Origin of the sequence: Methylobacterium phyllosphaerae (genome assembly GCF_001936175.1) — a bacterium.
Taxonomy (GTDB): Bacteria; Pseudomonadota; Alphaproteobacteria; order Rhizobiales; family Beijerinckiaceae; genus Methylobacterium; species Methylobacterium fujisawaense.
In genome coordinates this window covers 1,937,094-1,951,801 of the sequence record NZ_CP015367.1, presented here as the reverse complement: position 1 = coordinate 1,951,801, position 14,708 = coordinate 1,937,094, and the positions used below count along the sequence as shown (strand labels likewise).

At 70.7% G+C, this 14,708-nt stretch carries 14 protein-coding genes; 9 read left to right on the top strand and 5 right to left on the bottom strand.

Annotated features, from left to right (window positions below):
• Positions 1-9: 9 nt before the first annotated feature.
• The 4 genes from rplO (at position 10) to MCBMB27_RS08565 (ending at position 3,103) form a co-directional block, all read left to right on the top strand.
• The gene (rplO, locus tag MCBMB27_RS08580; protein WP_043355037.1) at positions 10-513 is read left to right on the top strand and encodes a 50S ribosomal protein L15; all 504 of its coding nucleotides are present in this window, start codon (positions 10-12) and stop codon (positions 511-513) included.
• A 145-nt stretch (positions 514-658) separates the two neighbouring features.
• Positions 659-2,005 (top strand): preprotein translocase subunit SecY, encoded by a 1,347-nt coding sequence (gene secY / locus MCBMB27_RS08575; RefSeq protein ID WP_043387379.1) that lies wholly within the window; start codon positions 659-661, stop codon positions 2,003-2,005.
• A 170-nt stretch (positions 2,006-2,175) separates the two neighbouring features.
• Positions 2,176-2,778: an adenylate kinase gene (locus tag MCBMB27_RS08570; RefSeq protein WP_043355040.1), complete on the top strand. Its 603-nt coding sequence runs from the start codon at positions 2,176-2,178 to the stop codon at positions 2,776-2,778.
• Positions 2,779-2,872: 94 nt separating this feature from the next.
• Positions 2,873-3,103, top strand: a complete 231-nt coding sequence (locus tag MCBMB27_RS08565; protein ID WP_043757447.1) for a hypothetical protein — start codon at positions 2,873-2,875, stop codon at positions 3,101-3,103.
• A 37-nt stretch (positions 3,104-3,140) separates the two neighbouring features.
• Here the strand turns inward: MCBMB27_RS08565 and MCBMB27_RS08560 are convergent, their stop codons facing one another.
• Positions 3,141-3,497 (bottom strand): hypothetical protein, encoded by a 357-nt coding sequence (locus tag MCBMB27_RS08560; protein WP_043757444.1) that lies wholly within the window; start codon positions 3,495-3,497, stop codon positions 3,141-3,143.
• 252 nt (positions 3,498-3,749) lie between these two features.
• Here MCBMB27_RS08560 and rpsM point away from each other — a divergent pair, with 252 nt between their 5' ends.
• From rpsM to rplQ, 5 genes are all read left to right on the top strand, one after another.
• Positions 3,750-4,118 (top strand): 30S ribosomal protein S13, encoded by a 369-nt coding sequence (rpsM, locus tag MCBMB27_RS08555; protein ID WP_010686168.1) that lies wholly within the window; start codon positions 3,750-3,752, stop codon positions 4,116-4,118.
• Between the two features lie 172 nt (positions 4,119-4,290).
• The gene (gene rpsK / locus MCBMB27_RS08550; RefSeq protein WP_010686167.1) at positions 4,291-4,680 is read left to right on the top strand and encodes a 30S ribosomal protein S11; all 390 of its coding nucleotides are present in this window, start codon (positions 4,291-4,293) and stop codon (positions 4,678-4,680) included.
• A 34-nt stretch (positions 4,681-4,714) separates the two neighbouring features.
• Entirely contained in the window at positions 4,715-5,587 is an 873-nt protein-coding gene (locus MCBMB27_RS08545) for an MBL fold metallo-hydrolase (protein WP_043355054.1), read from the top strand.
• 108 nt (positions 5,588-5,695) lie between these two features.
• A complete protein-coding gene (locus MCBMB27_RS08540; RefSeq protein WP_010686165.1) occupies positions 5,696-6,715 on the top strand; it encodes a DNA-directed RNA polymerase subunit alpha in 1,020 nt (339 codons plus the stop codon).
• A gap of 200 nt (positions 6,716-6,915) precedes the next feature.
• On the top strand, positions 6,916-7,326 hold the full coding sequence (gene rplQ, locus MCBMB27_RS08535; protein WP_043355049.1) for a 50S ribosomal protein L17: 411 nt from the start codon (positions 6,916-6,918) through the stop codon (positions 7,324-7,326).
• A gap of 480 nt (positions 7,327-7,806) precedes the next feature.
• On the opposite strand, the gene MCBMB27_RS08530 is transcribed toward rplQ, so the two are convergent.
• The 4 genes from MCBMB27_RS08530 to MCBMB27_RS08515 are packed head-to-tail and all read right to left on the bottom strand — an operon-like array spanning position 7,807 to position 14,708.
• Positions 7,807-9,693: a response regulator gene (locus MCBMB27_RS08530; RefSeq protein WP_075380233.1), complete on the bottom strand. Its 1,887-nt coding sequence runs from the start codon at positions 9,691-9,693 to the stop codon at positions 7,807-7,809.
• The gene (locus tag MCBMB27_RS08525) at positions 9,686-11,407 is read right to left on the bottom strand and encodes a response regulator (protein WP_043387375.1); all 1,722 of its coding nucleotides are present in this window, start codon (positions 11,405-11,407) and stop codon (positions 9,686-9,688) included. Before MCBMB27_RS08525 ends, MCBMB27_RS08530 begins: the two co-directional genes overlap by 8 nt.
• Positions 11,404-12,471: a chemotaxis-specific protein-glutamate methyltransferase CheB gene (gene cheB, locus MCBMB27_RS08520; RefSeq protein ID WP_043387373.1), complete on the bottom strand. Its 1,068-nt coding sequence runs from the start codon at positions 12,469-12,471 to the stop codon at positions 11,404-11,406. Before cheB ends, MCBMB27_RS08525 begins: the two co-directional genes overlap by 4 nt.
• Positions 12,468-14,708, bottom strand: a complete 2,241-nt coding sequence (locus tag MCBMB27_RS08515; protein WP_075380232.1) for a hybrid sensor histidine kinase/response regulator — start codon at positions 14,706-14,708, stop codon at positions 12,468-12,470. The genes cheB and MCBMB27_RS08515 overlap by 4 nt, the downstream gene beginning before the upstream one ends.

Below are 14,708 nucleotides of genomic sequence, written 5' to 3'. Positions count from 1 at the left end.
GAGGTCCCGATGAAGCTCAACCAGATCAGCGACAATCCCGGCGCCACCAAGGACCGGATGCGCGTCGGCCGGGGCATCGGCTCCGGCAAGGGCAAGACCGCGGGCCGCGGCGTGAAGGGTCAGAAGGCCCGGACCGGCGTGTCCATCAAGGGCTTCGAGGGCGGTCAGATGCCGCTGCATCGGCGCCTACCGAAGCGCGGCTTCAACAACCTCTACGCCCAGGACCTGAACGAGGTGAACCTCGGCCGGATCCAGGAGGCTGTCGACGCGGGCAAGCTCGACAAGGCCGCCACCGTGACGGTGGAGAGCCTGGTCGCCGCCGGCCTCATCGCCCGTCCCCGCGACGGCGTGAAGCTGCTCGGCGTCGGCGAGCTCACCGCGAAGCTCAGCTTCGAGGTCACCCGCGCCTCCAAGTCCGCCGTCGAGGCGGTCGAGAAGGCCGGCGGCTCGGTCACCGTCGTCTACGCCCAGGGTGCTTCCACCCGCGGCGGCAGCGAGGCGGCGACGGCCTGACGGGAGCGACGCCGGGACCCGTTGCACGGTTTCCGCGCACCCTTTAAGCCGAACCTTCGAGCGGCGGCCCTGCGACCACGCGGGCCGCCGTTTTTCGTTTCATCCGGGCTCCACCGCCCGGCGACATGTCCAGGACGCGACGCTTATGGCCTCAGCCGCCGAGCAGCTTGCCGCCAACCTCAATTTCGGTGCGATCGCCAAGGCCGATGAGCTGAAGAAGCGCATCTGGTTCACGCTCGGCGCCCTCGTGGTGTTCCGGCTGGGTACGTACATCCCGATCCCCGGCATCGACCCGGAGCAGTTCGCCCGGAACTTCCAGCAGCAATCGGGCGGCGTGCTGGGCCTGTTCAACATGTTCTCGGGCGGCGCGGTCGAGCGCATGGCGATCTTCGCCCTGAACATCATGCCCTACATCTCGGCCTCGATCATCGTGCAGCTCCTGACCTCGGTGATCCCGAGCCTGGAGGCGCTGAAGAAGGAGGGTGAGTCCGGCCGCAAGGTCATCAACCAGTACACCCGCTACCTGACGGTGGTGCTGGCTTTGGTGCAATCCTGGGGCATCGCCATCGGCCTGCAGGGCTCCTCGGCCGCGATCGATCCGGGACCGTTCTTCCTGGCCTCGACGGTGATCACGCTCACCGGCGGCACCCTGTTCCTGATGTGGCTCGGCGAGCAGATCACCTCGCGCGGCATCGGCAACGGCTCGTCGCTGATCATCTTCGCGGGCATCGTCGCCCACCTGCCGGTGGCGATCGCGGGCGCGCTGGAACTCGGACGCACCGGTGCCCTGTCCCCGGCGATCATCCTGGGCGTCGGCGTCGCCGCCGTGGCGCTCGTCTACTTCATCGTGTTCATGGAGCGCGCCCAGCGCCGCCTCCTGATCAACTACCCGAAGCGCCAGGTCGGCAACCGCATGTACGAGGGCCAGACCTCGTTCCTGCCGCTCAAGCTCAACACCTCGGGCGTGATCCCGCCGATCTTCGCCTCGTCGCTTCTGCTGCTGCCGGCGACCGCCGCGAGCTTCTCGGCCAATGGCGGCGCCACCGGCTGGCTCGGCACGGTGACGGCCTATCTCGGCCACGGCACCCCGCTGTTCATGGTGCTCTACGCGGCGCTGATCATCTTCTTCACGTTCTTCTACACCGCGGTGGTCTTCAACCCGCAGGAGACGGCCGACAATCTGAAGAAGCATGGCGGCTTCATCCCGGGCATCCGGCCGGGCGAGCGCACCGCGGCGTTCATCGACAAGGTGCTGACCCGCATCACGGTGATCGGCGCGCTGTACCTGACCCTGGTGTGCCTGTGCCCGGAGATCCTGTCGTCCTACGCGGCGGCGAGCCTCGGTTTCGGCGGCACGTCGCTGCTGATCGTGGTCTCGGTCACGATGGACACCGTGGCGCAGATCCACGGGCACCTGATGGCCCATCAATACGAGGGCCTCGTGAAGAAGGCCAAGCTGCGTGGCGCCTCGACCACGCAACGCCGGCGCTGAGCCTGCTACAGAGGCGGGCCGTCACCAAGGACACGCCCGCCTCTGGCCCAAAGGTCTGGATGCCTGTCGGGCCCTGACCGGCTAGAAGACCCCGAACCCGGCGATGCCAGGGAGGCTTCGCCACCACGGCTTGTGCCCACAGAGAGAGTGGGCCGAACGAGGACAACGCCATGCGTATCATTCTGCTCGGGCCGCCCGGTGCGGGGAAGGGGACGCAATCCGAGCGGATCGTACAGCGCTTCGGCATCCCGCAGCTTTCCACCGGCGACATGCTTCGGGCGGCTGTAGCCGCCGGGACGCCGATCGGCCTCGAGGCCAAGGCCGTGATGGAATCCGGCGGTCTCGTCTCGGATCGGATCGTGGTCGGCATCGTCGCCGAGCGGATCGAGGAGGCGGATGCCCGCCGCGGCTTCATCCTGGACGGCTTCCCGCGCACGGTGGCGCAGGCGGAGGCCCTCGGCACGATGCTGGCCGGTAAGGGGATGGGCCTCTCCGCGGTGGTCGAGCTGAAGGTCGACGAGAACGCCCTGGTCGGCCGCATCGAGAAGCGGGCCGCCGAGACCTTGGCCCGCGGCCAGGCGGTGCGGAAGGACGACACCCCGGAGGTGTTCAAGCAGCGTCTCGAGGCCTATCGCGCCCAGACGGCCCCGCTGTCGGCCTATTACGCCAAGCAGGGCATGCTGGAGACCATCGACGGCATGCAGCCGATCGACAAGGTCACGGCCGACCTGATGGCGGTGCTGGAGCCGCACGAGGAGCGTGTCGCCTCCTGAGTCGATCGCCGCGCGCCGACCGCTCGGTGGCGCGCGGACGTGAACCCGAGGCGCGGTCAGTGGGTTGAGAGGCGCATCCCGGATCGGAATCGCCATGACCCTCCGCCTCTTCGCCACCGCGACGCTCCTCCTCGCGGTCGCACTCCCCCCTCTGCCGGCCTTCGCGCAGAGCCCCGCCCAGTCCTTCGTGTACGGGCAGAAGCGCTTCCGCCATGCCTGCCGGCCGCCGCTCAAGTATGTGGCGGGGACCTGCGCCCGCCGCTGCCCCGCGGGCTATCAGGACATGGGCGGCTATTGCCGGCTGCGGAACCAGGGCTTCCGCTGAGACGCGGCTGCCGACTCGCAGCGCCCTGGACGATGCATCAGATCCGCCCTTCGCGACGCAGGCTCCCGAAGAAGTTGGCGATGTCCATCTGAAGCGAGCGGTGGCCGAACAGGCGGAACGGGTAGCCCTCGTCGGTGCCGATGCGCAGCTCGATCATCGCCGTCATCGGGTTGTAGCGGAAGACCATACGGCGCCCCGCGAAGGTCGCCCAGAGCAGGGGCGGCCCGTCATCCGCGCTCTGGAGTGCCACGGAGCCGGGCTCCGCTTCGGCGAGGATGCCGCCGATCACCGCGAGCGTCACCGGCAGGACCTCGTCCAGGGTTTCCTCGGCGGCCCGCAACACCGAATCGGCGAAGGCCCGGAGCGTTGCGCCGTCGCTGGTCAGAACCGCCATCTTGGCTCCTCGATCTTCTCGGCCCGGGTCCCGCACGCGGCGCATGACGGGACGCGGCCATGCCTGACGGTCGTTGACATCGGGCCGCCCGCGCGCTAGCAGGCCCTCCTTCGTCCAACCGAACGATGGTCCGAGGTGCCCTTTCCAGGGCCGCCCGCGGGCCGCGTCGTCGTTTCACGTGCGCAGGGGCCGGCCTCCACCGGACGCGCGCGACACCTGCCCGGATCCCCGGGCCTGACATGGAGAGTGATCGTGGCCCGTATCGCAGGCGTCAACATCCCGACCAACAAGCGCGTCGTCATCGCGCTTCAGTACATCCACGGCATCGGCGCCAAGAAGGCCGAGGAGATCACCCAGAAGGTGAACATCCCCGCCGAACGTCGGGTCAACCAGCTGACTGACGCCGAGGTTCTCTCGATCCGCGAGACGATCGACCGCGACTACCTGGTCGAAGGCGATCTGCGCCGCGAAGTGTCGATGAACATCAAGCGCCTGATGGATCTCGGCGCCTATCGCGGCCTGCGTCACCGCAAGCAGCTGCCGGTCCGCGGCCAGCGCACCCACACCAACGCCCGCACCCGCAAGGGCAAGGCGAAGCCGATCGCCGGCAAGAAGAAGTAATCTTTTGGGATCGGGAGGCCGGGCTTCGCGCGGCCTCCATTCCGTCCCGCTGGGCGTCCCATGAGGCGCCCGGCCCTGGCTCGCCAGCCCTGCACGGGCCAAGCGGCCAAGTCCCAAGAAGAATCCCGAGCGCCTGGTGTTACGGGCGTGCCTGAAGGAAGAGTGAGAACAGATGGCTAAGGAACCGCAACGCGTCCGCCGCCGCGAGCGCAAGAACATCGTGTCGGGCGTCGCCCACGTGAACGCCTCGTTCAACAACACGATGATCACCATCACGGACGCGCAGGGCAACACGATCTCGTGGTCGTCCGCCGGCGCCATGGGCTTCAAGGGCTCGCGGAAGTCGACCCCGTACGCCGCTCAGGTTGCCGCCGAGGATGCCGGCCGCAAGGCCGCCGAGCACGGCATGCGCACCCTCGAGGTCGAGGTGTCGGGTCCCGGTTCGGGCCGCGAGTCGGCGCTGCGCGCCCTCCAGGCCGCGGGCTTCACGGTGACGTCGATCCGCGACGTCACCTCGATCCCGCACAACGGCTGCCGGCCGCGCAAGCGTCGCCGCGTCTGATCCGCGCCGGAGAAGCCTTTTGACGGAGAAGCTCATGACGGGATCGAAGCCGCTTCCGGGCGTGCTGCGTTGGAACCTCGGCGACCTTACGGTCACCGCGCTCAACGACGGCTGGTTTCAGGCCAGCCTCGATCTCGTCACGGGGATCTCCCAGGAGGAGGCCGGGCGGCTACAGGTGGCGGGCTTCCGCACCGAGCAGCCCAAGATCACGCTGAACGCCTTCCTGATCACCGGCGCCGGCCGCAAGCCGGTGCTGATCGATACGGGCTATGGCGATCTGGCTCCGGCCGAGACCCTCGGCCGGGCCGGCGCGGCGCTGGCGCTCACGGGCGTCAAGCCGGAGGAGATCGAAACCGTTCTCGTCACCCACCTGCATCCCGACCATGTGGGCGGGCTCGTGAAGGACGGTGCGGCCCGATACCCGAACGCCGAGATCGTGGTTCACGCCGACGAGGCGGCCCACTGGCTGCCGGACGAGGCCCTGTCGCGGGCGCCGGATGCGGCCAAGCCGTATTTCGAGGGCGCCCGGAAGGCCGTGGCGCCCTATGCCAAGCGGATGCGGGAGCATCGGGGTGGCGAGGTTCTGCCCGGCATCACCGCACTCCATCTGCCCGGCCATACGCCGGGCCATTGCGGTTTCCGCATCGTCTCCGGTGGACAGTCGCTGCTGATGTGGACGGATGTGGTGCACCTGCCGGCGATCCAGTTCAAGAACCCGCAGGCGGGTGTGGGCTTCGACGTCGACGGAGATCAGGCGCGGGAGACGCGCAAGAAGATCATGGACGCGGTGGCGAGCGAGCGGACCTTCATCGCCGGCTCGCATCTCGAATTCCCGGCGCTCGGCTACGTGGATCGGGACGGGGCGGGATACAGCTTCGTTCCGGCACTCTGGGTCGGCGGCGAGTAACGGCAAACACGGATTCAGGGACCGTTCGGGGCGCCAAGGGGCGGCGCCGAACGGCCGAAGCGCGGGAACGGGCGTCGCGGATCCCGGGCATGGACGAGAGGTAGGATCGTGGTCATTCAGAAGAATTGGCAGGAACTGATCAAGCCGAACAAGCTGCAGGTCACGACCGGCGACGACCCCAAGCGGGTCGCGACCGTCGTCGCCGAGCCGCTCGAGCGCGGCTTCGGCACGACGCTGGGCAACGCCCTGCGCCGGGTGCTCCTGTCGTCGCTCCAGGGCGCGGCCGTGACCTCGGTGCAGATCGACGGCGTGCTGCACGAGTTCTCGTCGATCCCCGGCGTGCGCGAGGACGTGACCGACATCGTCCTCAACATCAAGACCATCGCCATCCGCTCGCAGACGGACGCGCCCAAGCGCATGACCCTGCGCAAGACCGGCCCGGGCCTCGTCACGGCCGGCGACATCGGCACGGTCGGCGACATCCAGATCCTGAACCCCGACCTCGTGATCTGCACGCTGGACGACGGCGCCGAGATCCGGATGGAGTTCACGGTCGCCACCGGCAAGGGCTACGTCCCGGCCGAGCGCAACCGCCCCGAGGACGCCCCGATCGGCCTGATCCCGGTCGACTCGCTGTTCTCGCCGGTCACCAAGGTCAGCTACCGCGTCGAGACGACCCGCGAGGGCCAGGATCTCGACAAGGACAAGCTCACCATGACGGTGGAGACCAACGGCGCGGTCTCGCCGGAGGATGCGCTGGCCTATGCCGCCCGCATCATCCAGGACCAGCTGCAGGTCTTCGTGAACTTCGAGGATCCGCGCAAGGAAGAGGCCGCGCCGCTCGCGCCGCAGCTGCCCTTCAACCCGGCGCTGCTCAAGAAGGTGGACGAGCTCGAGCTGTCGGTCCGTTCGGCGAACTGCCTGAAGAACGACAACATCGTCTATATCGGCGACCTCATCCAGAAGTCCGAGGGCGAGATGCTGCGGACCCCGAACTTCGGCCGCAAGTCGCTCAACGAGATTAAGGAAGTGCTCGCCGGCATGGGCCTGCACCTCGGCATGGACATCCCCGGCTGGCCGCCGGAGAACATCGAGGACCTCGCCAAGCGCTTCGAGGAGCACTACTGAGAGGCGAAGCCGCCTCGGGCTGAACGGGGCGGCGCTGTACGGCGCCGTCGGTTTGGCCGGTCCAGACCCGGGACTTCGCCGAGCCGACGCGAGGTCCCGAAAGAATCCCGCCGCAGGGTCATGCGGAATCAACCGCCCCGATTTCGGGGCACCCGGCCGTACCGTGGCACGGCGGCCGAGACGAAAAGGAAGCCAGCACCATGCGTCACGGTTATCGCGGCCGCCGTTTCAACCGCACCGCCGAGCATCGCAAGGCGATGTTCGCCAACATGTCGGTCGCTCTGCTCAAGCACGAGCAGATCATCACCACCCTGCCGAAGGCCAAGGATCTGCGCCCGGTGGTGGAGAAGCTGATCACGCTCGGCCGCATCGACAGCGTTCACACCCGGCGTCTCGCCATGGCGCAGCTGCGCGATGCCGACATGGTCAAGAAGCTCTTCACCGTGCTCGGCCCGCGCTACAAGGGCCGTCCGGGCGGCTATTGCCGCATCATGAAGGCCGGCTTCCGCCAGGGTGACAACGCCCCGATGGCCGTGATCGAGTTCGTCGATCGCGACGTCGAGGCCCGCGGCAAGGATTCCGGTCCGAGCCAGGTCGCCGAGGCCGCCTGATCCATCGAAGGGCGTTCCGACGCTCCCGATGTCTGAGAAGCCGTCCCGGCTCATCCGGGGCGGCTTCTTGCGTTTCGCGTCCTTGCGAGCGGAGCGAAGCAATCCAAGGCAGCGCGCGGTCTCAGGCTGTCGCGTGTCCCTGGGTCGCTTCGCTCCGCTCGCGATGACGATGCGCAGGTCATAAAAAACCCGCCGGCTCGCGCCGACGGGTCTGTAGCAGGGTCCACGTCTCGGATGGTCGCGGGAGCTCGCCCTGGCGGCCCGTATCGTACGGGCCGGGAACTCGACCGCGCCGCGTTCCGAAAACCCCTATCCCTGCCGGAACTCGTCCGGTGGACCGTCCTGGTCCAGATCGTTGTCACGCCTGCGGCGCGGGAAGATGCCGTGATTGCTCATGGTCCACCTCCTCTTCGTAACCCGGAGCCATCGGGCTCCACGGAGAGAGAATGAGCCGGCAACCGGTTGGTTGCAAGCCCCCCCTCAGACGGAGGTCCCGACCGCACCCTCCAGCAGCGTGGCGACCCGGGCCGCGAGATCGGCCGAGCGGAACGGCTTGGCGAGCACCGGCAGGTCCTCGGGGATCTGCATCGCATCGGCGTGGCCCGTGAGGATCAGGACCGGCATGTGCGGATCCCGGTCGCGGATCTCGGCGGCCAGCTCGATGCCGCTCATGCCGGGCATGGCCAGATCGGCCACGACGATGTCGTAGCGGTCCCCCTGGAGAAGCCGGAGCGCAGCCTCGCCATCGCCGGCCTCCGTAGTGCTGTGGCCGAATCCGGTCAGGAAGGAGGCCGTCACGTGCCGCACCTGCGGGTCGTCGTCGACGATGAGGACGCGGGCGCGCCGGCCGGCGACCGGGGCGGCACCGGACGCCTCGGCGGCCTGCTCGGGGGCCTGGTCGGCGAAGGGCAGAGCCAGCTCGACACGGGTACCGCGCCCGACCACGCTGTCGATCACCAGCCGGCCCTTAGATTGCTGTGCGAGGCCGAACACCATGGCGAGCCCGAGCCCCGTCCCCTGGCCGACCGCCTTGGTTGTGAAGAACGGCTCGCAGACCCGGCGCAGGATCTCCTCCGGTATGCCGGTGCCCTCGTCGGTGACGCTGATGCCCAGATAGGTGCCGTCGGCGATCTCGGGATCGCCGTCGATGCTGAGTTGCCGGGTCGCCACCGTGATGGCGCCCCCGTCCGGCATGGCGTCCCGGGCGTTGATGCAGAGGTTGAGCACGGCGAGTTCGAGCTGGTCCGGATCGACCTGGACCGCCGCAAGACCCTCCTCGAGGTCGGTCTGGACCGTGACGAGGCCGCCGAGGCTGCGCCCGAACAGGTCGCTCATCCCGGTGATCAGGGTGTTCACGTCGACGGCCCGTGCCTGGAGGTCGTGGGCACGGCTGAAGCTGAGGAGGCGCTTCGTCAGGGACGCGCCGCGTTCGGCGGCTCCGCGGGCGTTCTCGATCAGCCGCTGGACCCGCGGTTGGTCGGCAACCTTCGGGGCGGCGAGTTCGAGGCTGCCGAGGATCGCGGTCAGGAGATTGTTGAAATCGTGCGCGATGCCCCCCGCGAGGGTGCCCAGCGCCTGCATCTTGTCCGATTGCCGCAGCCGGGCCTCCAGGGTCCGCTGCTCGGTCACGTCGCGCTCGATCATCGCGAGGTGGCTGATCGAGCCGCCGGCGTCGCGGATCGGCACGCGCGTCACGTGGCTCCACTGCTCGGCCCCCGTCGGGCCATCGCTGATGAGGCTCTCGGCCACCGCCCCGGAGCGGATCGCCGCCTCGTCCGCCGCCGTCACCGGGGCCGCCTTCGGGCCGAGGAGCTCGCCCTCGCGCCGCCCGAGGCAGGCGGCGATGTCGTGGCCGAGGAGGGCGGCCTTGCGGGCGTTCAGCCGCACGAACCGGCCCTGGGCGTCCTTGAAGCTGATCGCGTCCTGGGCGTGGTCGAGGAGGCCGCGCAGGAGCGCCCGCTCGGTGGCGAGGTCCCGGCCGAGGCTATGGCGCTCGAAGGCCTGCCGGACGGTGGAGCGCAGCAGGCCGGCATCCCAGGGCTTGGTGACGTAACCGACGATGCCGCCGCGGTTGAGGGCGGCGATCACCGCGGTGATGTCGGCGTAGCCGGTCAGCAAGATCGCCTGCGCGTCGTGAAAGGTGCGGGCCTCGGCGAGGAGCGCGTCGCCGGTCAGGCCGGGCATGCGCTGGTCGGAGAGCACGACGGCGATGTCGGGCTCGGCGCGCAGGATCTCCAGCGCCTCCGCTGGGCGCGAGGTCGTCAGCACCCGGTAGGACTCCTCGAACAGGTCCTCCAGGGCGATCAGGATATCCGGCTCGTCGTCGACGGCCAGGATCGTCCCTACACCTGCCGTACCGTCACTCATGCACTGGCGCCTGCCGCGGGATCCCGATCACGAAGCAGGCTCCCCCACCCGGGGCCGTCTCCACGGTGAGCGAGCCGCTATGCGCTTGAACGACGCTGTATGCAATCGCAAGACCCAGACCGGTACCGGAGCCCACCGGTTTCGTCGTGAAGAACGGCTCGAAGATCTTCTCCCGCAACGTATCCGGGATTCCGGGACCGGTATCGCTGATACGGATCTCGTCGAACTCTGGGCTCGACTGGGTCGTGATCCGGATCGTGCCGCCCTCCGGCATCGCGTCGGCGGCGTTGCCCAGGATGTTCATCACCACCTGATTGAGCAGCGCCGGGGTGCAGTGGATCTCGGCGCGCCCCGCGAAGCTGCGCTCCACGGCGATCCGGTCGCCGAGCTTGTGCTGGATCAGGGCCAGCACCGTCTCGATCGCCTCCGGGACGTTGACCAGGGCACGTTCGCCCTCGTCGAGGCGCGAGAACTTCCGCAGGTTCAGCACGAGATCCTGGATCCGGGTCAGCCCCATCCGCATCGAGCCGACCCGTTGCCGGGCCTTGTCGACGGCGCGGGCGGCCGCGTCCGGCGCGGCATCCGGCAATTCGCCGAGCAGGCGTTCGACCGTGCCCTGATGGGCCAGGATGAAGGCCAGCGGGTTGTTGATCTCGTGGGCGATGCCGGCCACCAGTTCGCCCAGCGAAGCCATCTTGGCGGCCTGGACGAGCTTGGACTGCGCCTCGGTGAGTTGGCGATTGGCGTCGGCGAGGTCGCGGTTGGCGCGCTCCAGGGCGTCGGCGAGCCCGGCCCGCGCCTCGGCCGCCTCGGCCTCGGCGCGGGCGCGCTCCACCGCCCGCTCGCGCTCGCCGAACTGGCCGGCGATGCGCCGGTCATCCTCCTCCAGCAGGCGCCGCCGCACGAAGCCGCGCACCCGCAGCGCCAGGACCTCGGCATCGGTCTTCGAGACCACGTCGTCGGCCCCGGCCGCGTAGGCTTCGACGAGGAAAGTCTTGGCCGGATCGCTGCCGGCGATCCCGACGAGGTGGAAGCCCGCACCCGCCGCCTGGCCGGAGCGCCGCTCGCTGATCACCTGGCACAGGGCGAGGCCGTCATAGGCGTGGCCCAGGAGATCGACCGTCACGCAGTCGAAGGCCTCGGCGCCGGCCGCCGCGTCCAGGGCGGCCAGCGCCGCGTCCGGCCCGTCGGCGCTGACCACGTGGTGGCCGTCCTGGCCCATCAGGCCGGCGAGGAAGGTCCGGTACGTCGCGCTCCCGTCGATCACCAGGATCCGCCCGCGCCGGAACGCGGCCGCACCCGGGCCCTCGCCCTCGCTTGCGGGGCGACGCTCGCGCAGCAGGGCGCGGATCCGCAGGATCATCAGGTCGCGATCGGCGGATTTCGGCAGGTAGGCGTCGGCGCCGCTCTCGAGGCCCTGACGCTCGCCCCCGCTGCCGCCGGTCAGCATCAGGACGGGGAGGGCCCGGGTGCGCAGGGACAGGCGCATCTGCCGGATCAGCTCGTCGCCGTTCATGCCCGGCAGGTGATAGTCGGCCACCACGAGATCGGGCTGGCTGCGGTTGAGGTGGTCGAGGGCGGTCTCGGCGGAGGCGCAGCGCTCCACGGCGAATCCGTGCGCCTCCAGGAGCAGACGCAGCTCCAGGGCCTGCGTCTCCGAATCCTCGACGAGCAGGATCCGGGCCGGCACCTCAACCGTGCCGGCCTCGATCACGGCCGAGCCCCCCCGTCCACGAGGCGCAGGACGTGGTCGGCGATTCGGTCGAGGGGGAGAACGGCCCGGGCGGCCCCGAGCCGTACGGCCGCCGCCGGCATGCCGTAGACGACCGCGGTGCTCTCATGCTCGGCGACGGTCTGGGCGCCGGCCTTCTGCATGTCGGCGAGACCGATGGCTCCGTCCTCGCCCATGCCGGTGAGCAGCACGCCGATGCCGGAGGCTCCGGATTGCCGGGCCATGGACCGGAACAGCACGGTGGCGGCGGGGCGCTGGCCCGAGACCGGCGCGGAATCGATCACCCGCAGGATCCGGCCGGAGCCGATCTCTAGGTGGCGGTCGCCCGGGGCCACGTAGACGCGGCCGGCTTCGGCCCGCTCCCCGTCCCGGGCCAGCGCCACCGGCAGGGTCACGACGCTGTCGAGCCAGCTGGCGAACCCGTCCATGAAGGCCGCCCCCATGTGCTGGACCACCAGCACCGGCAGCGGGAAATCCTGGGGCAGGGCGCCGATCACCCGCGCCAGCGCCGGGGGGCCGCCCGTCGAGGCGGCGATGCCCAGGAGGCTCGGGGCCTGCCCGGTCAGCTCGGCCGGCGGCGCGTGGGGCGCGGCGACGGCACGGCCCGCCCATTCGGTGCCGATCGGGCGGCGGCGGATGACCGGAACCTGGGCCATGATCCGCAGCTGCGTGCAGATCTCGCCGGCCACGCCCTCATAGCCGGCATGGGTCGTGGCCACCGGCTTCTCGACCACCGACAGGGCCCCGGCCCGCAGCGCGTTCATGGAGATGCGCAGCGAGGAATCCTCGACCGAATCCGCCACGACGACGATCGGTGTCGGGTGCTCGGCCATGATCCGGCGGGTCGTCTCGAGCCCGTCGATGCCCGGAAGGCGGATATCCATCGAGATCACGTCCGGCCGCACGGTCCGGAGCTTGTCGAGGGCCTCCTCGCCGGAGGCGACCGCGGCCACGAGTTCGAGGCGGGGATCGCGGGAGACGATGTGGCGCAGCAGCTCGCGCACCACGAGGCTGTCCTCCACGAGCATCACACGGACGGGGGTCATAGGAGCTGCCCGATCGTATCCAGCAACTGGCGCTGGTCGAACTTCTGCTTGGTGAGGTAGGCGTCGGCGCCGAGATCCAGGCCCCGGGCGACGTCGGCGGCATCCCCGCGGGAGGTCATCAGGATCGTCGGAAGCCGGGCGAAGCGCTCGTCGGCCCGGAGGGCCTTGAGCAGGCCGAACCCGTCGAGCCGTGGCATCTCCACGTCGGCGAGAACCAGGTCCACGGGCTCGATCTCGGCGCGCAGCCGTTCGAGGGCATCCTGCCCGTCGACGCAAACGACCACACGGTAGCCGGCGGCTTCCAAGATGCCCTTCTCCAAGGTCCGGGTGGTGATCGAATCGTCGACGACCAGAATCGTCGCGCGGGCGGATGCGCGCGGCGACACGGGAGTCGTCGAACGTTGAGCCGGCCCCATCGTTCCGAGCGACCCGCCCGACGCCCCGGCCAGGGCGCGCACCGCGATCCCCTCGGGATCGAGGACCAGGACCGGCACGTCCCCGTGCAGGACCGCCGTGCCGGCGATCAGGCCCGGATCGGCCCCGAAGGCGGGCGCGGGCAGGACCAGGAACGGACGGACGTCGTGCAGACGATCGACCGAAAGGGCCAGACGGCCGCCGCGGGTCCGCAGCACCACGGCGGTCAGCATGCCGGGATCGGCGGGATCGGCCGACTGTCCGAGGATCGCGGCGAGGTCCGTGACCGGGTGGCTCGTCGCCGCATCCCCCTCACCGAGCCGCAGGATCGTCCGCCCCATCGCGACCGGGAGTTCGCCGCGCTTGAGGCGCAGGAGGCGCTCCACGGCGCCCCCCGGCAGCGCGTAGCTGCGCCCGGCCGCCTCGACCAGCAGCAGGCTGCGCCGGGCCGCCGAGAGCGGCAGGCTGAAGATCAGGGCGGTGCCGGCCGGATCGCGCGGCTCCAGGCGGACGCTGCCCATGAGCTGGCGGGCGGCGTCCGCGGCGACCGAGAGGCCGTAGCCGCGCCCCGACAGGGTATCGACCGCCTCGGCGGTGGAGAAGCCGGGCTCGAAGACGAGGCGCAGCAGGGTCTCCGGGTCGGCGGCGGCCGCGGGGCCGAGGAGGCCGCGGGCCCGGGCCGCCGCCTCGATCCGGGCGAGGTCCGGCCCGGGCCCATCGTCGAAGACGGTGACCTGAAGGCGGGAGCCCTGCACTGCGACCGCGAGCCCGAGGCCCAGGGCTTCCGGCTTGCCGGCCGCGCGCCGCACCTCCGGCGCCTCCCAGCCGTGGCTGAGGGCGTTGCGGAGGGCGTGGAGCAGCGGATCCTTCAGGGCCTGCAGCGTGCCGCGCTCCACCGGCAGGTCGAGGCCCCGCAGGTCGATATCGACCTCGCGGCCCTGCTCCCGGGCCGTCTCGCGCAGCGACCGGGCCAGCGGCGCCAGCACGGTCTCGGCCGGCACCAGGGCGAGGCGCTCGGCGGCGGCCCGGACGCGGGTCGCCGCCCCCTCGACCGCGCTGGTCGCGGAAGCTTGGCGCCGCGACAGATCCGCGGCCTCCCGGGCGAAGGCGTCGGCGCGGGCCGCGAAGGCGCGCCATTCGGGCCGCTCCGCGCCGGCCCCGGCGGCGAGGGTCTCCGCGCCGAGGCGCAGGTCGCGGGCGAGGCGGGCGAGGCGGGCGAGGCCGTCGGCTGCGGGCGCTTGGCCCGCCAGGGTGCTGGCCAGATCGTGGCTCGCCCGGGCCAGCGCCTCGACGGCGTCCGCCGGCACCCGCAGGATGGCGGCGGAGGCTTCGGCCGGCTCGGGGGCCGGCTTCGGCGCAGGCGCGGCCGGTGACGGGGTCGGTGACGGGGCCGCCGGCATGTCGGGCGGGCTCGGGGCCGGAGCCGAGGCCGGGCCGGGCGGCGGCGTTTCCCCGGGCAGATCGAGGAGGCGCCCGAGCGCCGCCAGGGCGTCGGGCGGCATCTCCGGGCCGGCCCCGTCCGTGAGGCCGGCGACGTAGGACTCGATCCGGTCGAGGACGAGGTGGACGGCGTTGGCCGCCTCGCGGTCGAGGGCGGTGGCGCCGGTGCGCACGCCCTCGAACAGGGTCTCGAGGCGGTGGGCGACCGCCTCGACCGCGGGGAGGTCGACGGCGCGCGCCGCCCCCTTCAGGCTGTGGGCCCGGCGGAAGACGTCGTTCCAATCCGGCGTGGCGCTGCCGAGCGCCCCGCGGATCGCCGTGACGTGCTCCCGATGCTCCACATCGAAGGCGGCGAGCAGGAGCTTGCGGATGTCCTCGGCCAA

Coding starts and splice junctions, on each gene's coding strand:
- rplO (WP_043355037.1), top strand. CDS start 10: ATGAAGCTCAACCAGATCAGCGACAATCCCGGCGCCACCAAGGACCGG.
- secY (WP_043387379.1), top strand. CDS start 659: ATGGCCTCAGCCGCCGAGCAGCTTGCCGCCAACCTCAATTTCGGTGCG.
- MCBMB27_RS08570 (WP_043355040.1), top strand. CDS start 2,176: ATGCGTATCATTCTGCTCGGGCCGCCCGGTGCGGGGAAGGGGACGCAA.
- MCBMB27_RS08565 (WP_043757447.1), top strand. CDS start 2,873: ATGACCCTCCGCCTCTTCGCCACCGCGACGCTCCTCCTCGCGGTCGCA.
- MCBMB27_RS08560 (WP_043757444.1), bottom strand. CDS start 3,497: ATGGCGGTTCTGACCAGCGACGGCGCAACGCTCCGGGCCTTCGCCGAT.
- rpsK (WP_010686167.1), top strand. CDS start 4,291: ATGGCTAAGGAACCGCAACGCGTCCGCCGCCGCGAGCGCAAGAACATC.
- MCBMB27_RS08545 (WP_043355054.1), top strand. CDS start 4,715: ATGACGGGATCGAAGCCGCTTCCGGGCGTGCTGCGTTGGAACCTCGGC.
- rplQ (WP_043355049.1), top strand. CDS start 6,916: ATGCGTCACGGTTATCGCGGCCGCCGTTTCAACCGCACCGCCGAGCAT.
- MCBMB27_RS08530 (WP_075380233.1), bottom strand. CDS start 9,693: ATGAGTGACGGTACGGCAGGTGTAGGGACGATCCTGGCCGTCGACGAC.
- cheB (WP_043387373.1), bottom strand. CDS start 12,471: ATGACCCCCGTCCGTGTGATGCTCGTGGAGGACAGCCTCGTGGTGCGC.